We start from the raw sequence: 21,704 nt of genomic DNA, 5'->3' as shown, positions 1-21,704 counted from the left end.
ATACGAGGGCGTTTTTTTATGCTTGCAGCGATTCAGGAATTTCTTCGTCAGGGGGAGATTTAATAAAAGACTGTAGTAATAGCCCCAGGCCAATGGTAAGGCCTGCTCCTATAACATTAAGCCACAGGAAGCTTACAATATCCATTAAAAAAATGTAGATAACGGTGGCCTGGCTAATTAGGGCGCTGTAAAAAATAGCCTTTGCCCTTATATACTTTATATAAAAAGCCACCAGGAAGATACCCAGTACCGTACCGTAAAATATAGAACCGATGATGTTAACCAGCTGGATAAGGTTTTCAAAAAGTGTACCGATGCAGGCAAACAATATAGCTATAATACCCCAAAAAAGCGTAAACATTTTAGTAGCATTTACATAATGCTTTTCTGATTTTTCACCTTTTACATTGCGTTTGTAGATATCCATGGCGGTAGTAGAGGCCAGCGCGTTTAGCCCCGATGCCGAGGACGACATGGCCGCAGAGAATATTACCGCAAGCAAAAGCCCGATCATCCCTTTTGGTAAATAATTTAGTATAAAATAAAGAAACACATAATCCTTATCGTTCGTTTCGGCTTTTACATCAGCTTTTTTTATCAGTTCTTTAGCCTGGTCGCGCAGGTCTTTTTCCTGATTGTTAAGGGCAACCATACGGTTGTGCAGTTCTTTATTATCATAATCCTGGTACAGCTGGTTTACATACAGCATGCTTATTTCCTGTTTTTCGGCTGCAACGCCTTCAAGGTCTTTTTCCAGTTTATGGTATTCGCCCACATAGGCAGAATTATTTATAATTTTAGTGTTGTTAGGGTTAAAATGGAGCGGCGCCGCATGAAACTGGAAGAACACAAATACCATAACCCCTATAAGCAGTATAAAAAACTGCATGGGTACTTTAAGCAGCCCGTTCATTATAAGGCCCATCTGGCTTTCGCGAATTGATTTTCCCGATAAGTACCGCTGCACCTGGCTTTGGTCGGTACCAAAATACGACAGCATCAGGAAGAAACCTCCCGCAAGCCCGCTCCATAGCGTGTAGCGCTTATCAGTATCAAAAGAGAGGTCGAGGGCGTTTAGCTTGTCATTGGCACCGGCAATGTGCAGCGCATTATTAAAACTGAGTTCATCAGGCAGATAGCTTAGTATTATAAAAAACGTAACAATCATGCCCGTCATAATTACAAACGTTTGCTGTTTGTGGGTCATGTTAACGGCGCGCGTACCGCCGGATACCGTATAAATAATTACAAGTGTACCGATGATAAAGTTCATCCAGTTAAGGCTCCATCCAAGTAGTGACGACAGGATGATGGCCGGCGCGTAAATGGTAAGCCCGGTACCCAGCCCGCGTTGTATCAGGAACAATATGGCGGCCAGCGAACGTGTTTTTATATCGAAACGCTGCTCTAAAAATTCGTATGCGGTATATACCTTGAGCCGGTGGTAAATGGGTATAAAGGTGTAGCAGATGACTATCATAGCTATGGGAAGGCCAAAATAAAACTGCACAAAGCCAAGCCCGTCATGATAAGCCTGCCCGGGTGTAGATAAAAACGTAATTGCGCTGGCCTGTGTGGCCATAACAGAGAGCCCCACCGTCCACCAGGGGGTCTGGTTACTGCCCAGTATATATTCTTCTACGTTTTTGCTGCCCCGTGTTTTTATAGCGCCGTATGACACGATAAAAAGCAGTGTAACGATAAGTACAACCCAGTCTAATAACTGCATGCTATGAATATATTTGCATTAAAAAATAAAAAAGCACAATATACACAACGTTGAGCAGCAGCACCAGGGTGTAGTTCTTTTTCCATGTTGCAAGGTTATCTTTCATGCATTTTTTGTTATTACTATTAATAAGACTTTCATATCCGCTATAATGTTACAGCGCTTTCATAAATTTATTGCCCTATGGCAATAAGGTTGGCCATGAGCCTGTAGGCCCCTGAAACCCCGGCCGGCAGCTCCCTGAAAAAGCTAAGCCCGGTGTAAATATAATACCCTTTGCCGTACTTTGCTACCAGCACTGCACCTTTTTGGTCGGCTTCGCCAGCGTCATGCGATGCAAATATGGGGGTAAACTCCGGTGCCCATTCATCCGGGTAGTATAAGCCCTGTTCCTGCACCCAGCCTTTAAAATCGTTAGCTGTTATTTTATTGGGGTAATTCAGCACTTTGTGTGATGGGTCAATAAAAGTTACGGCTGCGTTTTCATCAGTAACCCGCTCGCGCGACACCCTTAAATGATAGGGTCCCGGCTCTGTAACGGTAAGTTTCCCGGTAGTATTGTACTGGGTTACTATAGTGCCGCCGTTGTTTACATATTCCATTAGCATACTTTGCTTAAACGCAAGGTCTTCCAGTACATTGTAGGCCCTTATGCCCATAACCACAGCGTCAAATTCTTTTAGACGTTCCGGGTTTATATCGGCGGGCTTTAATATGGCAATGGTATAACCCATTTGTTCCAGGCTTTCGGGTACATTATCGCCTGCACCCATTATATAGGCAATGTTGCTGCCCTTTATTTTAAGGTCGGCACGGTTAAATTTAGCAACAGAGGGCAACAAAACCTGCTGGGCATCAATATGCGGGTAGCTGATTATGGTTTGCTCGCGGTCATAATCCTTGCCCTCTATAGTAGCAATGCTCCTGCCTGTGGCCTCCTGTGGAAGCGCCGGTGGTTTTACCTCAAAGTTTATAACGGTTTCACTGCCTTTTAGCGGCAGGCTGAATGGAACGCTAGCGGGTGAAACCTCCCAGCCTTCGGGAAGTTCAAAGCGAAGGCTGCCCTTACAGTTGTCGCGCCCCGCTTTTACTTTTATGCTAATGGTCTGGCTGCGGGTGCTGGTAAACAGCTGTACTTTATTCAGTATGCGGGTGGTAACATCAGGAATGATATCCAGCGGTTGATATACTTCGCCCTGCACAGGGTCGTTAAATTTATAGATAACCTTACGCTCAAAGGGTATGCTAACCCCGTTTATCTCGACATTAAATGCCATTGCCAACTGCCGTATGATGTCGGCTTTGCCAATTTTTTGAAGGTCATTTACCGTATACATACCCGATGTTCCCGGCTCATCCAGCCAGTAGGGGGAAGTATAGTTTAAACTGGCAGGAAGCACTGCATCAATAGTGGCTTTTTCTCCTACGTTATTTTGCAGTGGCAGGTTTACGGATGCCGGGCTATTCATTGGCAGTAATGTATAGCTTTTAAAAGCCATAGGCACAGGGCTGCGGTTTATGGCTTCCCAGCGTATTTTTAATGTGCTTCCCGGCGTTACAGATTGCGCTTCGGCAGCAGCTTCAAGGTACAGCCCGGCGCATTGGGCTATAATATCGCTCAGCTCCTTCAGTTTTATGTTTTTCCAATAACTGTCTTCGAGGGCATTTATCTGGGCGTATAGTTTTACCAGCGCAGGCACAGATGCCGACGGGTTTTTAAAATCATATCCCTTTAAAATCAGCGCCAGGGCATTGCCTATCGGTTTGCCACCTTTAACCCGGTTCCATGAGGTATCAATGCCTTCAAATATATTTTGCTTGTTTACAGGTACATCGCCTTTTATAATTTCAAGGTATTCCATATCATCGCCACGCTCGCCTGTACTGCCAAAGCCCTGGCTCTTGTGCCTGCTGCGGCTTAATGCGGCAATCTCCTGGTTTGAAAGCCCTAATAGGGGATAGTAGGTACCTGTAAGCAGGTTTACGTATTTCGACTTATCTGCTTTATCAAAATTTTCTTTGTTACCAAAAAACCACCAAGATATGTTGAAAAAAGCCCTTTTTGCCTGCCATGTTTGCGTGGATTTTAATTGGTTTGGCTCATAAGACGCGTCATTGGCAAGGGTATAAGCCTCCTGTGTAAGCATGGCGCTGCTGGTGTGGTGGCCGTGGGTACTGCCGGGCGTGCGATGGTCAAAACGGGTAATGATAACGTCGGGTTTAAAGTTGCGGATTACCCAAACCATATCCTGTAGTACCTCGGTCTTATCCCAAATCTTTAGGGTTTCGTCGGGCATTTTGCTGTAGCCAAAATCATTGGCCCGGCTAAAAAACTGCTCTCCGCCATCGATATTACGGGCTTCGATAAGTTCCTGCGTACGGATAACGCCAAGAAATTCCCGCAACTCGTTGCCTATAAGGTTTTGCCCGCCGTCGCCACGCGTAAGCGAAAGATAGCCCGTGCGCGCATTTGTAGTATTGGCCAGGTAGGCAATAAGCCGGGTGTTTTCATCATCGGGGTGGGCAGCGATGTAGAGCGCCGAACCCAGGAAATTAAGCTTTTCAAGCTTGTGGTATATTTCTGCCGATGTGGGTTTGGGCGGCTGCGCGTTTGCCGTCAGTGCGAATAACAATAGTATTGAAGCCGCAAGGTGTTTTATTTTCTCAGTCATAAAATTCTTTGTCCTCTTGTTTAATGGGTATAATGCTCACACCTTTTTGCAGCAGCAGGCTGTTAGGGTAGGTAATGAGTTCGCCGTCGCGTGTTTTAAGTATGGTATGAAAAGCCTTGATATCTTCAATTTGGGCTTCAATGGGAAAATCTTTATCGTGTATGCGTATTACATCGCCTATGCGGAACGGGAAGGTAAAAAACATAATGACCCCCGATGTAATGTTGCTCAGGATGCTCCACTGGGCGAAGAACGCCACGCCGATAACCGTAAGTGTGGCACCAAGAAAATTAAATATGCTTGAAGGCGCCACACCCCATATGGCCACAACACCTACTACAAAAAGTACAAACATTACCACATCTATATACTTAGAAATAAGATTGGTACGGTGTTCTGCTAAATTTGATGCTTTAGCATACCGCCGTGTAAGCTTTGTGGTAATTATATTAAGCAGTACAAACACCGCTAACAATATCGCGGTGCTTATAATCTGGTGCATATATGCAAATGTTGCCATAAGTAAGACCTAAGCGTTTTTAAAAAAAATATTTAAATAGTTATACACCTTATCAACCGGTAACCCTACCACATTATTGTATGAACCTTCTATACGGGCTATGGCCACGAGTCCTATCCATTCCTGGATGCCATATGCGCCTGCCTTATCATAGGGTTTATAATTGTCAAGGTAATACTTTATTTCGGCATCTGAAACAGGGTTAAAAGTAACACGCGTAGTTTCGTTAATAACCTCAAGTGTCGCCGCTGTTTTAAAGCATACTGATGTTACAACCTCGTGTGTTTTACCCATCAGTGACGATAGCATTTCAAAGGCATGGTTATAATCTTTGGGCTTGCCCAATGCTTTATTTTCATGCCACACAATGGTATCACTGGTAATGATGATCTCATTTTCGGCGGCTTCCATTGCTGCTGCCTTTAGCTTGGCAAGGTAATCAGTAATTTCAGCCCCCTGCAACGTATCAGGATATACTTCCTCTACTCCTTTAAGGCGAATCTCAAAGTCAACATTAAGGTCGCGAAAGTACTGCTGGCGGCGGGGCGAACCCGATGCCAGTATTATCTTATAATTGCCCGGTTTATTGTTTAGCATAGCCAATATTATAGGTAATTACCATTATAGAAAGTGCCCCAAACAGCAACACCAGCTTTAGTATCCATTCCAGGTGTTTAAAGTCCTTTGCTGTTTTTGAATGGAATAACTTCAGCATAAAATACAACAGCAGCCCCACTATAAACAAAAGTACGTAGGCCAGCGCGTAAGGCAGGTCCAGCAGGTGTGCATCGGCATAATAAAGCACCATACCCACGGGGACTACTGCAAGCCCAAGCACTATTTTTATAGTGCGGGCACGGCCTATTAGTATGGGTAATGTAGTTACATCGCTATTATAGTCGGCATCGGTTTGTGTAAGGTCGTTTACAAAAGTAAGTAGTAGGCCTATTACAAAAGCAAATACAATATAATCTGTCAACACCTTAAACAGCAGCCCCACCGTCTGGGTGGTTTCTAAACTTGCAATACCTACCAGCGGGTAAAGCTGGAACAATGCTACTAAAATAACCGGCAGTGCAATAAGCAGTGCTATTAAAATATTGCCCACAATAGGCATTTGCTTAAGGCCGTTAGCATAAAAATACATGGTGCCCGCGGCTATCATAAAAGTGCCTGTTAAGAGCATAGGCTTGCCCACAGCATTACCCAGGTAATAAGCAAGGCCAACTCCCACAACAGTAAGCGCTATGTAAATGTTATAGCCTGTTGCTTCGGTAACATCGGGGTTAGCATCTTTTCCTATGCTAAACAGGTTGTTCATAAAAAAACCACCGGCAGCTACAAGCACCGTGGCAAGTATAAAGAGCAAGTACTGCCAGTGATTGAGCGCCTGCGCCGCACCTGCCTGGCTATCCAAAAACCCCATCTTGAATACCAGGAGTGCTATTGCAAGGATAAGGAGGTCGGGGATATTAAAGTATTTTATCAACTTCATAGTATTGAGTACAAAGTATTAAGATTTGGTATTGACAATTTAGAATAAAATGGAGATAACGAATTAAGGCATTTCAGCATCAATAAATTAACCTCTAATCGTATTTTGCGTTAAACAGTTCCATCCATTTGCCCTGCACTTTCATTACCTGCTCTATAACATCGCGCACACAGCCGGTACCCCCTTTGCGGTGCGATATGTAGCTGCTTATCTCCTTAATTTCGGGTGCGGCATCCTGTGGGCAGGTGGGCAGGCCCACCAGCTGCATCACAAAAAAATCCGGTATATCATCGCCCATATACAATACGTTTTCAGGTTTTATATTGTAGATATCGGTAAATTCCTTAAAGGTTTCCACCTTATCAGGTACCCCCAGGTAAATATCGGTTATGCCCAGGTTGCGCAGGCGAATGCGCACGCCCTCGTTACTCCCGCCGGAAATAATACATACGGTGTAGCCATTCTCAACAGCCGCCTTCATGGCATAGCCATCGCGAATGTGCATGTTACGCAGCATTTCGCCGTTTGGCGCCACGTGTATGGTTCCGTCAGTAAGTACGCCGTCCACATCAAAAATAAATGTGGTAATATCGTTCATCAGCTCTTTATAGCTTTTGCTCATGTGTTTGTTGTATCGAGTGGGTTAATAAGGTATATATTTCTTTCTTGTGGCTATCTTGCAAAAAATCGAGGTGCCGCTGTATGGTTTGTGCATCGTTGCGTACCGCCGGGCCGGTTTGAGCTTCGACAGGGGAGAGGTAGTTGATTTTATCGGCAACCTCTTTAATTAAGGGTTTCAGTATGTCAAACGGAATGTTGTTATCAGCACAAATTTGATTACCCAATGTATACAAGTGGTTTACAAAATTGCTGGTAAAAACGGCCGCTACATGTAACGCCTGCCGCTGGGCGGAATTTATGCCATAAACATTTTGCGAGAGGGCAGAGGCCAGTTTTTCAAGCGTACTGTAATCCTTAGGAAATTCGCTTTCCACACATATGGGTATGGTGCTAAAATTTATTTCCTTGTTTTTAGAAAATGTCTGTAACGGATAAAACGCGCCACGACGGTTGCCGGAAGCAAGCCCGTCTACGCCGGTACTGCCTGAAGTATGCACCACAAGACGGTTTGCAAAAGGCAGCCGCGCGGAAACCTGGCTTATTGCGTCGTCGCTAACACTTATGATATATATGTCTGCAGCCATTAGCGTACTGATATCCGCTGCAATTTTGCCTGCCGGAAGTAGGTGCGCTAATTTTTCAGGATGGCGCGCCCAAGCCTGTAAAAGAGCCACTTCAGATAACCCCGAAAGCGCTTTTATAAGGTGCTGTGCCACATTGCCCGAGCCTAAAACTACTACTGATAACATGGTTGCTAAATTATAAAAATAAAACGGTGTATTAAAATGTAGTTTGTGGGTTTGTAAGTATTACCTAACTTTGCGCACGTTTAATAAAAACACTTCATGAACAAATCTACAAAAGCCTTACTATATAACTTTTTAGGGTTTGCCCCCATATTTTTGCTGGTGTACTACCTCGCGCAGGAATATACGGGGCTATCAGGCATCATGCTGGGTATAGCGGCATTTTTAGTTACCATGATACTTGCGCCTAAATTCCAGGCGGCTAAAGTTATGGGCACGGAGAAAATATTTATGAGCTGGCTGTTTATAAAAGGGGTGAAAGAAGTGAAGTAATTGCTAAATTAACTGATTTCGATTATATCTTAACCCGTTGTGTATTTAACTAATGATAGTTTTAATACTGTGCGTTTGAGTTTTGTGTTTTCTTTCTCAAAGGCTTTTACACGTTTTAGCTCGCTGGCTTCCATAACTCCGTAGCATTGACGCCATTTATAAAAGCTAGCTTTGCTGACACCATGCTCACGGGTTATAGTATCAACATCTTTGCCTGATTCAAACTCTTTTAGAATCTTGGCAACCAGGGTAGGGTTGAATTTACCGGTCTTCATAATTACAGTTTTAAAGTTAATAAAATTCTACTTTTAACTGTACTGTTTTTAGGGGAACTTACACATTGTTATTCCCTTCATCGATATTCAACATTAATCTTGAAAGGCGATAAAAATTCTACACTATTTGAGTCAAAAATATATTACCTTGAAAAGATAAATCTATTAAATCAGAATTAACACGGTTAATAGATGAACCCGAAGCTTGCAAAACCTGTTTTATCAATATTTTGTATATACGCCTTTATGCGTATATGCTTTCTGCTTAAGTTAGTAAGACCAGTAGACAGGCAATAGTTTTAACTATATATATCCGCTTTTTCCTTTTTTAAACTAAAATGCAAATTAGTAAAGCATTTAACACTATGACCATTTACGTATTGTGTGGGTTTTTATAAAAAATGAATTTTACACTGTAATTACAAACAATGTTTTTACTAACTATTATTCCCTCACAATTATGAAAAAAACTACATTGTCATTGTTATTAGGTTTAGTTGCAAACCTGTTTTATTGTAATGCCCAGACTGTGGCCGGTGGAGGCCTTCACTCTTTATTTGTTTGCGACAATGGCACCGTAAGGGCAACCGGGCGCAATGCTAGCGGGCAACTGGGCAACGGTACAAACACTAATACAGTAACACCTGTTACCGTTAGCGGCCTTACCGATATTGTTGCGGTAGCAGCGAGAGATGAATTTTCTCTTTTTTTAAAAAGTGATGGTACCGTATGGGCATGTGGTGCCAACACTAATGGCGAACTGGGCAACGGCACTACCCAAAACTCTAATATCCCCATACAGGTAGCCGGCCTTAGCGGAATTGTAAAAATAGCGGCAGGGTTTTACCATTCGCTGTTTTTAAAAAGCGATGGAACAGTATGGGCCTGTGGACGAAATTTTTCAGGCGAACTGGGCAACGGCAACCAGGTACCACAATATACACCTGTACAGGCAACAGGCCTTACAAACATTGTTGATATAGCAGCCGGCGATGGCCATTCTATATTTGTAAAGAGCGATGGTACGGTAAAAGTATGTGGCGATAACCAGAACGGCGCCTTGGGACTAGGTAACAGCTTGGGTCCGGTGGTGGCCCCTGCTACAGTAGCTATTACTAATGTAGTGGCTGTGGCGGCGGGTATGCGTACATCAATATTTTTAAAAAATGACGGTACCGCATGGGTAAGCGGTATAAATAACTATGGGCAGCTGGGCGATGGCAGCACTACCGATAAATTAATACCCACGCAGGTAACAGCCTTATCGGGCATTACAGCTGCTGCTACAGGGCAATACCATATACTATACCTTAAAAACGACGGCACCGTATGGAGCTGCGGTTATAACGCCTATGGCCAGCTGGGCATAGGCAACAATAACACATTTATAAGCGCGCCCACGCAAATAAGCGGTTTTAACAATGTAACTTCTATAGCCGGTTCGGGCTACTATCACTCGGTTTTTGCTAAAAATGACAACACGTTTTACGCCTGCGGCCAAAACGGCGGTACGCTGGGCGATGGAACGGGTAACAACAGTAACGTTCCCACAGCAGTTATTGCAAACTGTACCGATTTATCTACAGAAGATACAGCTGCAGTACTACCTCTTACCGCATACCCAAATCCTGCTTCAGATGTTATTCACTTTTCTGCAGATGTAAACAACATAACACTTTACGACCTTTCGGGCAGGCAGGTGGCAGCAGGAAATGCTACAAACATGGTAAACGTAAACGGCCTGGCTGCCGGTACTTACCTGGCAAAAGGCAGCACAGCAGATAAAAAAACAATCACAATAAAAATAATTAAAAACTAAGTTTATGAATGCAAAATTACTATTTACAATTTGCCTGTTAATGACTTCGCTGTCAGGCTTTGCTCAAAGGTTTGACTGGGTAACAGCAGCCGGCTATGTAAATCCCGGCAACGGTTCTTACGGCACTATTTCGCTGGCCAGGGATTCTCAGGGCAACCTGTATACGATGGATTATGCCATAGATATACAACAATGCCAGGGACAAACAGCTACGCCTTATGGTTATCCTGGCGGAGGTGCCAATGCCTTTTTGTACAAATTTGATGCTGAAGGTACACTTATTTACATGAAAGCTATCGGCTGGAGTTTCAACGCTATAAATATAACCATTGGCGAAAATGACAACCTCTACCTGCTTGGTGCGAATTTTAACACGGCCTTGCAAATTAACGATAATCCGCTGCTGGTGACCCCAAACAGGAATTACCTGCTTAAAATTTCACCGGAAGGCAACTTAATTTGGCATAAGGAAATAAATGTAGGCAACTGGTATGCCGAATCGTCGCCTTTGCTGCTATACCATAATAACCATATTTACCTGCAAACAGCTCCTTATTCTATAAGTAAGCTGGGTATTGCCTCCGGCGATATAGTTACTACCTTAACCGTAGATAATGCTGCTCCATATAATGCCTATGATCGTATCGACTTTAAAAATGCAGGTGTACTGACTAATGGCGAACTGGTATTTGCAGGGATGTCTCATGCTGATGTAACGTATGGCAGCACAGTGCTTTCTCAACAACAAGAAGTGGGTACCATTCCATTACTGCTTTTACGCACAACCGAAGACCTTGAAGTAGAATGGGCCAATTTTTACCCAGGTATTGGTTTTTCCGGTAAAAGGCAGCAGGCTATGGCTATAGGTAATGATGATGGTATTTACCTGGGTGTGCAGGTAAACAGTATAATATCGGCCGGGAGTACTACCGTAGTGAACACATCGGGTGTAGGGACTACAAATTTTACCGATGCAGTTCTTAAAATAAATGCCGACGGTCAGGCTGTATGGGTAAAATCGTTAATGACCCAGACTAATGTTTACGCTATGCTAAATGATCCTGATGGTAGTGGTGTGTATACGGCTAATAGCCTGGAAGGTGCTATAACCCTGGGTAACTTTAGCCTGACAACATCTAACGGCCCTTCTTATATTGCCAAGCTTGATTATACCGGAACCTTTACCAACGCATTTACATTCGGCATCAATACCACCAGGGCAACCACACTTGTAACCGATGGTGCCGGGACGTTTTATGCAGGGGGCAATATGTATAACTCCGGGTCATCTTTACCTGTTTTCAGCTGTGTGGAACGCGAGTGGGCAAAAGGGCTTTACCTTGGTAAGCTTACCATGGAGCCCGATACACCTGTAACACCCACTATAGTAGCAAATGGAAATTATCTTACCGCTACCCCTGAATTTGAAGGTAGTATTCAATGGTTGTTGAATGGCGAACCTATAGAGGGGGCAAACGGGCAGGAATATCTTGCGCCAGAACTTGGCACTTACAGCGTAGCATATTCGTATCCTGACGCCTGCTCAAAAACATCGGCTACTGTAGAAGTAACCGCGCTTTCAGTAGAAAATACAGGATTAACCGAGGGTTTATTTTATCCTAACCCTGCCACAAACGTTATACATTTTACCCGGGAGGTGGCAGCGCTAAAGCTATACAACACGCTGGGTGCTGAAGCGGATATAAAGTATACCGCAACAAGCGCCGATGTAGCCGCATTGCAACCGGGGATTTATTTTATAAAAGGTATAACTACCGATGGTAAGCCGTTTACCTTTAAATGTATAAAAAAGTAATATCATACAAAATAGTGTGTAAAGTGCAGGCCCGGTAATTTCATGTATATGTTTGTAGAAATTAACCAGCAACCCGGGCCTGTTACACATTTTTTTAAATTATTGGCTCCGTTAGGTAGTTTAGGTATTTTTGGGTAATTTTAGTACTATCAAATTTTTGAATTTCAGACCCGTATGCTAAAAAAAGACATTTGCATTGTAGAAGATGATCCTGACCTGAGGGACGCCCTGGCGCTGCTTATACAATATACGCCGCAATATGCGCTGGCGGGTGTTTTTAAAAACGCTGAAGAAGCGGTACTGAAAATTCCGGACTTAAAGCCTGACGCCATTTTAATGGATATAAACCTGCCCGGAGAAAGCGGTATAGACTGCATCAACAAAATAAAGTACATACTACCCCAAACTGTTTTTTTAATGTGTACCTCTTTTGAAGATGAAGACAAAATATTTAATAGCCTTAAGGCAGGTGCTAAGGGGTATATACTAAAAACCGACGGTCCCGCGAAAATAATGAACGCGCTCGATGAGCTTTTTGACGGCGGCAGCCCCATGAGCAGTAGCATTGCCCGCAAGGTGGTAGCTAGTTTTAGCGGCATGAAACAGCAGTCTAACAAGGCCATAGAAACCCTTACGCAGCGCGAAAATGAAATACTGGAGCTGCTTTCTAAAGGCTTTATGAACAAGGAGGTAGCTTACAAGCTTGATATTAGCGCGGGCACCGTGCGCAAGCACATTCAAAACATTTATGAAAAACTACAGGTTAACACACGGGTAGAGGTGGTAAATATGTTTCTTAAACGCTGATGATGAAAAGTATTTTTGTACCGCTGCTGCTTTTGTTTTTTTTTGGGGCATACAGCCAGTATGTTCATGATTTTAACCGCTGCACCGATAACGATTGTAAGGCATTGCAGGCTTTTAAAATTTCAAAGCAGTACCTTGAGGAAGATAATATTGTGGCATCGCAAAAGTGGCTCGATGTTTCTAAAAACCTACAGGGCAAGGAACAGGCAGATTCTTTGGTTTTTTATACCCACAGCCTGCAGTCAGAATTGTTTTATTATATGGGTTTATTCCAGTTTGGCAGGCAAGAGGCGGGTAAGGCGCTAAAAAGGGCAAAACTGCAAAATGACAGCCTGCAAATTAGTGAAGCCTTTTTTTTTGAAGCCTTAAACTTATATGAGCTTAACCTTAAGCCACAAAGTGCCAAAGCATTTAACAATTCGCTGAACTACTTTCCTGAAAAAAAACATAACAGGTTTATACAAACCATAGGCAAAGAGCATATATACAACAATATTGCGCAGCTAAAACTCTCAGCACTGGAGACGGATTCGGCTATGTTTTACAACAAAAAGGCCTATGCCGAAGCAATTAAAAACCTAAGTAAAAGAGCCATAGCAAACTCAGAGCAAACCTTTGGCGAAATTTATTTTAGCCTTAAAAACAACGATAGTGCGGCCTATTATTATTATAATAAAAGCCTGAAATCTGCCCATGAGTATAAATACTATGATATAGCGCTGGTAAACTACAGCCTTTTAATGAACGCCTCCGCAAACCGGCCACTTATTTGCCAGGGTTATTACAAACAAGGGCAGGCACTTATAAACGCCCAAACCATAAACCTGTTTTTCAGGCAAATGTTTTACCGGTACGCATTGCAGGCATTTAAAACAGGTAATATGAAACAGGGAATTAGTGGAGTGCAGGACGAAATTATAAGGCTTAATACCGAAGAAAAAGTGTTTAATAACGGCTTTATCCAGCAAATAAGTAACCGGTATATTCAAAACGAAAAGCACCTGCTTACCCTACAGCTGGACAAGCTGAAAAGGCAACACGACATGATGGTTTTACAATTACTTATAGCGCTGCTTTTTATACTGTTAATGGCACTAACCATTTTATTTTTCAGAAAGAAAAACAAAATACAAAGAATACTTTTAGACCAGAAAAATGAAATAAGCAACGACCTGCATGATGATATAGGCAGCGGCCTGAGCAGCATATTAATACATGCCGATATACTGGCCCGTAACGATGTTTCGGCCGGGCAGCAAAAGGTATTGTCACGAAAAATTTTGTCAACGGGCAAAGATGTTTCGCAAAAGCTAAATACGTTTATATGGTCTTTAAATGATGATAATGACACCCTGCAAAGTTTTTGCGAATACTTAAAGCACTACACCGGCAACCTCCTTGAAGAGACCAGTATACAGTTTGAGTTTAACCTGCCTGCAGAACCCCACGCTCCCGTTGTACTGAACGGTACACAAAGAAAACACCTTTTTTACTGCACAAAAGAACTTTTAAATAACGTAATTAAATACAGCGAGGCTACACAGATGGTTATAAATATCAGCCTTTCCGGAAAAAACAGCCTGTTAATTACCATTTTAGATAATGGCAAAGGCATACAAACCTACAACCATTTTGGCAATGGCATTAACAACATACATAAACGGGTAGGTAAACTGGGCGGAGAAGTACATTTTGTAAACGAAAACGGACTGCGGGTCAGCATTAAAATACCAGTTTAAACGTTATAATACTCACTAACAAAGAGCGCCTGCAACACAATAGCGCTCTTTGTTATTTTAAGTACATGTTATTTTACTGCCTTGTTATAAGCATTACTTTTTAATAATTTTTCCGCTAAAACTCTACCACTGGCTGTGGTTGCTTTTACCACATATGTACCGGAGCTAAGATTTTTACAGCAGCAGCGGTAACCGATGCTGTCGTCTGTTTGTAGTAATGGGTCTGATAGATTTACAACCTCGTATGCTACTATGAATGATACTCTTTTTGCTCTAAAGTGAGTATCGAACACATTGAATGTCCCGGCAGTATATCTAAAAAAATGTTCCCTCAGGTGCATATCGCGACCTCTCTCTGGGGCAGATTATTTTTGGTACTAATGTAAAAGATAAATCATTGTGTTTTAGGAACTCCTGGATAACCTTCGCCTTTGAAACATTCTTGGCCATTACAAAATCTATGATTTTTTTAGTTGTGATTAAGTAACTGTACCTGGTTGGGAGATAAACCATACTTTCTTTTAAAAGCAAATGAAAAATGGGAGAGATCTTCGAAACCGGCTTCAAGATAGACTTCTGTTGGTTTTTTATTTTTCTCATGCAGCTGATAATATGCTAATTGCAACCTTTTCTCAGTTAACCACTTTTGAGGGGTAGTATTGAAATGTTTTTTAAAATCCCGGTTAAATGTCGATAAGCTGCGGCCTGTGAGGTAACTTAATTTTTGCAGCGGCATATTAAACATAAAATTTCGTTCCATGAAACTAATTAAATCAACTTTCCCAGGTTCGTCGAAATTTGCCAGCACACTATCAATACCGGAATCAATTACCCGCAGGATACTTATGGCTTCCGTTATTTTTAATGAGGCAAGGCTTTCAGGGAACTCACCTTTTACATCAAAATAAGGTATTACAGAAGCTAAACAGCTTTCTAACAGAGGATGGTTATTGAAACTATATATTTGCTGTTTAACAAGGTACCCTTTTTTTGTATCAACTTTTTGATAGAACTTTTTTAATCTTTCGGTTGATAAATGCATTACTACTGTTTTGTGGGGCTGTCCGTTTTTAGGATAATTTATTATGGTGGCAGGTAAATTCCTCGGAATTAAGAATATATCGCCAGTTTTAAAATAAAAAGTAGCATCCGCCTGTATTATTTTTGTTTCGCCGGAAATAAACCAGACCAGCATGTGGTCATCAAACATCAGGTCTGATTTAAACAGCCTGTCATCGTAGCTGGAAAGTTTAATTTCAGGTGTGAGGTATTTTGATATATGTTCCATAATTTAAAGGTATATGGTAAGCTTAACCAAGCAGATATTAAAAAGCACTATTTATTTAGCCACTCAAAGATAATTATCTCCTGCGGTCCTGCCAACCCGGCCTGGATTAAAACTCAGATATCAGGTAACCGCTATTAGTTACACACAGCTTAATATATTTGAAATTCAGGAATTATTTTCAAAACTATCCTTTTAAACGGTTATTTCACATCAAACGAGATGCCTGTCATTTCTTCAGTTAATTCCCAAAGCCTTTTGGCATTGCTTTTATCCAGCGAATACTCCTGTACGCCATTTTTATGTAATATAGCGCTGGTTTGTAGAATAGGGTTTTCAGGCAGCAATTCGGCAATATCGGCATCCTCACAGTACACACCGCCAATATTGTTCAGTAACGGGCTGGTTGCAACCCATACAGAAGTTGCGGCACCCTGTGGTATGGTTTTCAGGCTGGCTAATATTTCCGGGAGCAGGTTACCATTTTCATCTAAGAAACCCATTTGTTTGAACAGTTCCATATCCGCATCCCTGGCCAGCTCTGTACCCGCAATAGAACCCGGATGTAATGAATAAGCCCTTACATTAAACGCTTTGGCGCGGTTGTCCAGCTCAAGCGCAAAGAGGTTGCTGGCTGTTTTCGATTGTCCGTACCCCAGTAATGTGTGGTATTCCCGGTGCAGGAAGTTAGGATCATCAAAATTAAAGGGTGCCATGTGGTGCCCCAGCGAAGAAACATTAACAACGCGCGCGCCATTGGCTGCTTTAAGCGCAGGCCATAATCGTGCTGCCAGCTGGTACTGTGCGAGGTAATTAGTTACTAATTGTGACTCGTATCCGCGGTTGTCGCGCTGCAGGGGCACCCACATAATGCCGGCATTGTTGATCAAAAGGTGCAGCGGCCTGCCTGAAGCCAGAAATTTTTCGGCAAAGGCATCAATGGTGTCAGGCTTAAAAAGGTCCATCACATCAATTTTCACATTCGTGATACCGTGCAGGTTTTTTTTTGCTTTCTCAATGTTCCTGGCAGGTACAATTACTTTTGCACCAGCTGCTGCAAGTACCTTAACCGTTTCCAGGCCTATACCGGCAGTACCTCCAGTCACAATCGCTATTTTTCCGGCCAGGTCAATCCCCTTAATAATTTCACTTGCTGTTGAGTTAGCGTTAAATCCTGAGCCTATCGGGTGCTGCAAGGCGCCTTGATAATTGTTTGTTCCCATTTTTATTTCGTTTAAATGTTATGAGACAAATTTAAACAGGAAAAAAACGACGGGTTTTGTTCAGCGTTTCAATTTACTTTGTTTAAAACGTCATTAGAAGTATTTCTTCGGTAATATGTTTATACGCTGCCCATGTAGCAGCCGTAAAGTATGCGACTTTGAAAAAATTCGATTCTTCCTCAAAATATAAAAGAAACCTCAGTAAACACTGAGGTTTCAATGATATGTTATCTGTCAGGAATCACAGTAGAACACCTTGTAACTATTTTAACTCTATTAAATGAGTTTTAAAATGTCTAATCAATTGATTAAAAGTAATTTATTTTAAACTAATTTTAGATTTTATTTTGCTCTGCAATATTGAGTGGATTATCGTATTGTAACATTTGTCAACAATTTGCATAAAAATCAGGGGTAAAAACACCTGTTTTTATATGTATGAGAATTAATTGAACACAAATTGTTTTAGCGATCAGTATAATTAGAGATTCAGAGGCTCTTAATAACTAACTCTAGTTGGTTGTCTAAATAGGTCAATTAGTTCATTATTGAAATTTTAAATACCCGAGGAGTGCGGAGAATTCTTATCAACACTACTTCTCTTTTTAATCGACCGCAAAAGACGGAGATGTTTAATTAAGCGAATAGTTTAATAATTGAGCGACAACCCTACACCCAAGCCCATATCACTATCATAGTGTGTACGGATACCTATATTTTTATTGATAATATACTTCAAGTCTGCCATATATTCTTTATCGGTATTGAGCATGAAACCTGCCCTTAATCTTTTGGAAATCGGAATATCCTCCCGCATTAGTGACAGGCGTACGATACCATCGTGATAGACTTCTGCCTGAAAATTGACCAACATTGGCAAAGTGTACATAAAACCTAAACTAATAGCTCTACGTGTATCTTTTTCATTTTTCTGTCCGAATAAATTAGTTTCGTGTTCATCCATTCCCATTTTGCGATACCGCCAGTCAAAACCTATAAAGGGCATAAACCATTGCATTTTTCCAATATACCTCCCCAAATGGGTTTCTACTTCATAACCGTGCATATCATTGTAACCCAAACGCCATTCTGCACCTAAACTCCATCTTGCATTCTGAAACATTGCTTCCCCATCATTACCATTGGTAGCAAAATCATTCTGTGCCATAAAGTGGGGCATATTACTCTCTCTCTGTAATTTATTGTATGCCTGCTTTTTATTGGGTAGGTACGGATTTTCGTAATTATCAACCGCAAATACCCTGTTCATTCCCGACATCATATGATAAAGGATATGGCAGTGAAAAAACCAATCTCCTTCTTCGCTTGCCAAAAACTCAATGGTATCGGTTTCCATTGGCATAATGTCTAATACATTTTTCAGCGGAGATTTCTCTCCTTTGCCATTAATTACCCTAAAGTCGAACCCGTGTAAGTGCATTGGGTGTCGCATCATTGAATTGTTGTAAATGGTAATGCGTAGGATTTCTCCCTTCTTAACAGGTATTTTATCCGTTTCAGAAAGAATTTTATTGTCCATACTCCACACGTAACGGTTCATATTTCCGGTAAGGGTAAATTTTATTTCTTTTACTGATGCATCTTTAGGAAGTGAGGTGCTGTAAGGAGATTGTAACATTGCATAATTCAGCGTTTTTATTTCTCCCAAAGCATTTGCGTTGTAACGGTTGGGGTCATTATCCATATTCATATTGTGCTGGCTATGGTTTTCTTCAGGTTTAGCCTCTCCGGTAATTTCGGGATACATTACCACATTCATATCCATTTGGTTCAGGCTCATTTTCATACCCATATCGTCCAAATCTCCGTTCATCTTCATCATATCATTCATCATCTTCATCCCCTCAAAATATTTCAATCTTGGAAGTGGCGATATTAATTGTTTGATACCATTACCCACAAAATAGCTTGCCGATTTTGTTCTGTCTTCGGTTGTGGCTAAAAACTCGTAGGCAACTCCATCGTCAGGAATTGTTACCACAATATCATACGTTTCGGAAACCGCAATGATTAATCTATCTACCTCTACTGGCTCTATATCATTACCATCATTGGCTACTACTGTAATTTTACCTCCTGCATATCGTAGCCAAAAGTAAGATGATGCTCCGCCGTTTGACACTCTTAATCTTACTTTATCTCCCGCTTTTAGTGTTTTGCCATCAACTGTTTTTAAATCGGTAGTATGATTTCCGTTGATTAATATTTTGTCATAATACACATCGCTCACATCCATTGCCAACATACGTTTCCATTCGTTGGCCAATTTGGTTTTAAAATGTCCCTCTCTGATGGCCTCTGCATAGGACTGTGTAGCGTTCTTTTTTATTGCTGCCCAGTCATTGGCATTATGCAACATACGGTTAATGTTATAGGGATTAAGGTTTGTCCATTCACTTAAAATGATGGGTACGGTAGGCAAATCATCAATTCCTTTTCTAAAGGTTTTATCGTCATCACGCTTTTTCATTACAAAACTGCCATACATTCCAATCTGCTCCTGCAAACCTGAATGGGAATGATACCAATGCGTTCCATGTTGAATAATAGGAAAACGATAGGTGTATGTCGCTCCTGCTTCAATTGGCTTTTGTGTAAGCCAGGGCACACCATCTTCTTTGTTGGGCAAAAATACGCCGTGCCAATGCAGCGATGTACTCTCTTTTAACTGGTTATGCACTACAATCTCTGCTGTATCACCTTCGGTAAAAATGAGCGTTGGCATCGGTATCTGACCGTTTACCGCAATAGCTCTTTTTTCTTTTCCTGCGTAGTTTACAAGCGTATCTTTTACATACAGCTCATATCTTACTACTTTTTGCGCAAAAACGGATTGCGAACACAGTAGTATAAATACTGCTTGCAGCAACCTCAATTTACTATTTATGGGCATATTCATTTGATATTATTAATGAACTCATTTATTTTTAGCCAGTTGGCTAATGTTTTGATTTGCTCGTCATTCAGTTTTGCATCTTTGTGCATGCAGTAAACAGCGCTATTGCCAAGATTATCTTTAATTCGTTTTAAAATTCTTTTTTTACAGAACCGCAGGTAAGCATCTGGTTACCGTAATACGGATTTTTGATTGCTTTAGCTTCACTAATCCAAACAGCGCCTTTGCCATCATTATACATCGGGCAATAGTCCTGATACAATTTTCGGGTTGTTCCGAACAGTGCAATAAGGCCGGAAACATCTTTGCTTAGCGATGATAAATACTCTCTTTGATGGTCTATTTTTCCGGCGTTGTCGCCAATATGTTCAGCATTTTCTTTTGCATTTTTAGCTATCTCCATATATTGCTGATACTTATTTGCAGGTATGGATTTCATATCTACCTTTATCAAGGTGCTGAACAACTGTTTGCCTGCAATGGCTGCTGCTTTGTCATTATCTGCGACAAGTGCGTTTTTAAGAGCCAGATAATCCTTAACAATGGGTGCAATAGAGAAGTTTTGTGCCTGCTCTTTTACACCTGATTTTTCTGCTGCTTTAGCTAATGTATCAACCGGAGCAGTAGAAATTGTTGTATCATTTAGTGCTGATGATGGCACATTTTGAGCTTCAGACACCATTGTACTGTCATTAGCTTTTTGCTCGCTGTTTTTATAGGAAGACTGATTGCAGGAAACTGTTATTGTTGTAAACGTTGACAATATGATGGAGAAAAATATATTTTTCATTTTAAAAATTATTTAATGTGTATTAATCTTATTTCAATGTTTCCTGTACACTACCGCAGGTAAGCATTTGAGCACCGTAATATGGATTTTTAACCGCTTCTTCTTTGCTCAACCAATTTGCACCTTTCCCATTATTGTACATTGGGCAATGCTGATAGTAAACAGGTGTTTCCTGTTTTGATACCTTTGCTAATTCGTACATTTTATTAGATAGTAAAACAAAATTTTCCCTTTGTTTCGCAACATCTTTAGAAGCAGCAATCTTTTCGGCATTTACGGTCAAATCTTTTATTACCTTCATCCAAACGGTATGTTCTTCTGTGGACAGTTTTGCCATTTCTACCGCTTTGACAGCTTTTACCAGGTCAGTAGCTTTTGCGGATGAAGTATCTGCATCAGCTTTTACCAAAGCATCTTTCACTGAAAAATAATTGTCAAAAACGGCTTTTAGTTGAGGTGCATTTTGGGGATTGGCAGTATTTGTTACAGTCATTTCGTTGTGGTTATGGTTGGCGTGTCCGTTTTTCATATCCATACCCTCGTCGTTAGTTTTTGCGGTTGGCTTTAGTTCTCTATTGTACTGGCAACAGCCCGGCAGTTTTGCATACACATCATCAGGTGCTAAAAATTTTTCGCTGTCGTAACCTGCCAAAGCAATGCGTTTCAATATTTCATCCTCACTGGTCTTATCGCTGTCATAAGTAAGCGTAGCCATTTTAGTGTCCTTGTTCCATTCCACACTGGCTACCTTTTTTTCATTGCCTGCTTTTTCGATTGTGGCTTTACACATACCACAGTTGCCATAAATTTTTACGGTTTCTGTTTTCGTATTTTTTACTTGTGCGAAACTGTTTATTGATGATAGTAATACAGCGATTACCATCATCATATTTGATAATGTCTTCATTTTGATTTTT

18 protein-coding genes are annotated in these 21,704 nt (G+C 41.4%); 5 read left to right on the top strand and 13 right to left on the bottom strand.

Annotated features, from left to right (window positions below):
• Positions 1–16 precede the first annotated feature (16 nt).
• The 7 genes from ACLI09_RS17410 to ACLI09_RS17380 form a co-directional block, all read right to left on the bottom strand.
• Complete coding sequence (locus ACLI09_RS17410) at positions 17–1,729, bottom strand: sodium:solute symporter (protein WP_411420923.1); 1,713 nt, start codon at positions 1,727–1,729, stop codon at positions 17–19.
• A gap of 173 nt (positions 1,730–1,902) precedes the next feature.
• Entirely contained in the window at positions 1,903–4,401 is a 2,499-nt protein-coding gene (locus tag ACLI09_RS17405) for a PIG-L family deacetylase (RefSeq protein ID WP_411420922.1), read from the bottom strand.
• Positions 4,394–4,921 (bottom strand): mechanosensitive ion channel domain-containing protein, encoded by a 528-nt coding sequence (locus ACLI09_RS17400; protein ID WP_411420921.1) that lies wholly within the window; start codon positions 4,919–4,921, stop codon positions 4,394–4,396. The genes ACLI09_RS17405 and ACLI09_RS17400 overlap by 8 nt, the downstream gene beginning before the upstream one ends.
• 9 nt (positions 4,922–4,930) lie before the next feature.
• Entirely contained in the window at positions 4,931–5,518 is a 588-nt protein-coding gene (locus ACLI09_RS17395) for a Maf family nucleotide pyrophosphatase (RefSeq protein ID WP_411420920.1), read from the bottom strand.
• A complete protein-coding gene (locus ACLI09_RS17390; protein ID WP_411420919.1) occupies positions 5,505–6,416 on the bottom strand; it encodes a UbiA family prenyltransferase in 912 nt (303 codons plus the stop codon). The genes ACLI09_RS17395 and ACLI09_RS17390 overlap by 14 nt, the downstream gene beginning before the upstream one ends.
• A 94-nt stretch (positions 6,417–6,510) precedes the next feature.
• A complete protein-coding gene (locus ACLI09_RS17385; protein ID WP_411420918.1) occupies positions 6,511–7,038 on the bottom strand; it encodes a KdsC family phosphatase in 528 nt (175 codons plus the stop codon).
• Positions 7,022–7,786, bottom strand: a complete 765-nt coding sequence (locus tag ACLI09_RS17380) for a Rossmann-like and DUF2520 domain-containing protein (protein WP_411420917.1) — start codon at positions 7,784–7,786, stop codon at positions 7,022–7,024. Before ACLI09_RS17380 ends, ACLI09_RS17385 begins: the two co-directional genes overlap by 17 nt.
• Before the next feature lie 96 nt (positions 7,787–7,882).
• On the opposite strand from ACLI09_RS17380, the gene ACLI09_RS17375 reads away from it, so the two are divergent.
• A complete protein-coding gene (locus ACLI09_RS17375; RefSeq protein WP_411420916.1) occupies positions 7,883–8,116 on the top strand; it encodes a hypothetical protein in 234 nt (77 codons plus the stop codon).
• A gap of 29 nt (positions 8,117–8,145) precedes the next feature.
• Here the strand turns inward: ACLI09_RS17375 and ACLI09_RS17370 are convergent, their stop codons facing one another.
• A complete protein-coding gene (locus tag ACLI09_RS17370; RefSeq protein WP_411420915.1) occupies positions 8,146–8,391 on the bottom strand; it encodes a transposase in 246 nt (81 codons plus the stop codon).
• A 460-nt stretch (positions 8,392–8,851) separates the two neighbouring features.
• On the opposite strand from ACLI09_RS17370, the gene ACLI09_RS17365 reads away from it, so the two are divergent.
• The 4 genes from ACLI09_RS17365 to ACLI09_RS17350 all read left to right on the top strand — a co-directional run bounded on the left by ACLI09_RS17365 (position 8,852) and on the right by ACLI09_RS17350 (position 14,572).
• On the top strand, positions 8,852–10,210 hold the full coding sequence (locus tag ACLI09_RS17365) for a T9SS type A sorting domain-containing protein (RefSeq protein WP_411420914.1): 1,359 nt from the start codon (positions 8,852–8,854) through the stop codon (positions 10,208–10,210).
• Between the two features lie 4 nt (positions 10,211–10,214).
• Positions 10,215–12,026, top strand: coding sequence for a T9SS type A sorting domain-containing protein (locus tag ACLI09_RS17360; protein ID WP_411420913.1), 1,812 nt, complete (start codon positions 10,215–10,217; stop codon positions 12,024–12,026).
• A gap of 174 nt (positions 12,027–12,200) precedes the next feature.
• Positions 12,201–12,833 (top strand): response regulator, encoded by a 633-nt coding sequence (locus ACLI09_RS17355; RefSeq protein ID WP_411420912.1) that lies wholly within the window; start codon positions 12,201–12,203, stop codon positions 12,831–12,833.
• A gap of 2 nt (positions 12,834–12,835) precedes the next feature.
• Complete coding sequence (locus ACLI09_RS17350; protein WP_411420911.1) at positions 12,836–14,572, top strand: sensor histidine kinase; 1,737 nt, start codon at positions 12,836–12,838, stop codon at positions 14,570–14,572.
• Between the two features lie 469 nt (positions 14,573–15,041).
• Here ACLI09_RS17350 and ACLI09_RS17345 read toward each other — a convergent pair whose 3' ends face one another.
• The 5 genes from ACLI09_RS17345 to ACLI09_RS17325 all read right to left on the bottom strand — a co-directional run bounded on the left by ACLI09_RS17345 (position 15,042) and on the right by ACLI09_RS17325 (position 21,694).
• Positions 15,042–15,860: a helix-turn-helix domain-containing protein gene (locus tag ACLI09_RS17345; protein ID WP_411420910.1), complete on the bottom strand. Its 819-nt coding sequence runs from the start codon at positions 15,858–15,860 to the stop codon at positions 15,042–15,044.
• Positions 15,861–16,060: 200 nt separating this feature from the next.
• Positions 16,061–17,080 carry an SDR family NAD(P)-dependent oxidoreductase gene (locus tag ACLI09_RS17340; protein ID WP_411420909.1) on the bottom strand — a complete coding sequence of 340 codons (1,020 nt, stop codon included), beginning with the start codon at positions 17,078–17,080 and terminating at the stop codon, positions 16,061–16,063.
• 649 nt (positions 17,081–17,729) lie between these two features.
• The gene (locus tag ACLI09_RS17335; protein WP_411420908.1) at positions 17,730–20,000 is read right to left on the bottom strand and encodes a multicopper oxidase family protein; all 2,271 of its coding nucleotides are present in this window, start codon (positions 19,998–20,000) and stop codon (positions 17,730–17,732) included.
• A gap of 127 nt (positions 20,001–20,127) precedes the next feature.
• Positions 20,128–20,787: a DUF3347 domain-containing protein gene (locus ACLI09_RS17330; RefSeq protein WP_411420907.1), complete on the bottom strand. Its 660-nt coding sequence runs from the start codon at positions 20,785–20,787 to the stop codon at positions 20,128–20,130.
• Between the two features lie 28 nt (positions 20,788–20,815).
• Positions 20,816–21,694, bottom strand: a complete 879-nt coding sequence (locus ACLI09_RS17325; protein WP_411420924.1) for a DUF3347 domain-containing protein — start codon at positions 21,692–21,694, stop codon at positions 20,816–20,818.
• Positions 21,695–21,704 lie beyond the last annotated feature (10 nt).

Source organism: Flavobacterium sp. RHBU_24, assembly GCF_046613695.1.
Classification (GTDB): domain Bacteria; phylum Bacteroidota; class Bacteroidia; order Flavobacteriales; family Flavobacteriaceae; genus Flavobacterium.
Note: the sequence above shows the minus strand (reverse complement) of the source record. Positions and strands in the feature narration are given on the sequence as shown.

Bases quoted from the DNA above. Each gene is read 5' to 3' on its own strand.
- ACLI09_RS17410 (WP_411420923.1), bottom strand. From the start codon at position 1,729: ATGCAGTTATTAGACTGGGTTGTACTTATCGTTACACTGCTTTTTATC.
- ACLI09_RS17405 (WP_411420922.1), bottom strand. From the start codon at position 4,401: ATGACTGAGAAAATAAAACACCTTGCGGCTTCAATACTATTGTTATTC.
- ACLI09_RS17400 (WP_411420921.1), bottom strand. From the start codon at position 4,921: ATGGCAACATTTGCATATATGCACCAGATTATAAGCACCGCGATATTG.
- ACLI09_RS17395 (WP_411420920.1), bottom strand. From the start codon at position 5,518: ATGCTAAACAATAAACCGGGCAATTATAAGATAATACTGGCATCGGGT.
- ACLI09_RS17390 (WP_411420919.1), bottom strand. From the start codon at position 6,416: ATGAAGTTGATAAAATACTTTAATATCCCCGACCTCCTTATCCTTGCA.
- ACLI09_RS17385 (WP_411420918.1), bottom strand. From the start codon at position 7,038: ATGAGCAAAAGCTATAAAGAGCTGATGAACGATATTACCACATTTATT.
- ACLI09_RS17380 (WP_411420917.1), bottom strand. From the start codon at position 7,786: ATGTTATCAGTAGTAGTTTTAGGCTCGGGCAATGTGGCACAGCACCTT.
- ACLI09_RS17375 (WP_411420916.1), top strand. From the start codon at position 7,883: ATGAACAAATCTACAAAAGCCTTACTATATAACTTTTTAGGGTTTGCC.
- ACLI09_RS17370 (WP_411420915.1), bottom strand. From the start codon at position 8,391: ATGAAGACCGGTAAATTCAACCCTACCCTGGTTGCCAAGATTCTAAAA.
- ACLI09_RS17365 (WP_411420914.1), top strand. From the start codon at position 8,852: ATGAAAAAAACTACATTGTCATTGTTATTAGGTTTAGTTGCAAACCTG.
- ACLI09_RS17360 (WP_411420913.1), top strand. From the start codon at position 10,215: ATGAATGCAAAATTACTATTTACAATTTGCCTGTTAATGACTTCGCTG.
- ACLI09_RS17355 (WP_411420912.1), top strand. From the start codon at position 12,201: ATGCTAAAAAAAGACATTTGCATTGTAGAAGATGATCCTGACCTGAGG.
- ACLI09_RS17350 (WP_411420911.1), top strand. From the start codon at position 12,836: ATGAAAAGTATTTTTGTACCGCTGCTGCTTTTGTTTTTTTTTGGGGCA.
- ACLI09_RS17345 (WP_411420910.1), bottom strand. From the start codon at position 15,860: ATGGAACATATATCAAAATACCTCACACCTGAAATTAAACTTTCCAGC.
- ACLI09_RS17340 (WP_411420909.1), bottom strand. From the start codon at position 17,080: ATGGGAACAAACAATTATCAAGGCGCCTTGCAGCACCCGATAGGCTCA.
- ACLI09_RS17335 (WP_411420908.1), bottom strand. From the start codon at position 20,000: ATGAATATGCCCATAAATAGTAAATTGAGGTTGCTGCAAGCAGTATTT.
- ACLI09_RS17330 (WP_411420907.1), bottom strand. From the start codon at position 20,787: ATGAAAAATATATTTTTCTCCATCATATTGTCAACGTTTACAACAATA.
- ACLI09_RS17325 (WP_411420924.1), bottom strand. From the start codon at position 21,694: ATGAAGACATTATCAAATATGATGATGGTAATCGCTGTATTACTATCA.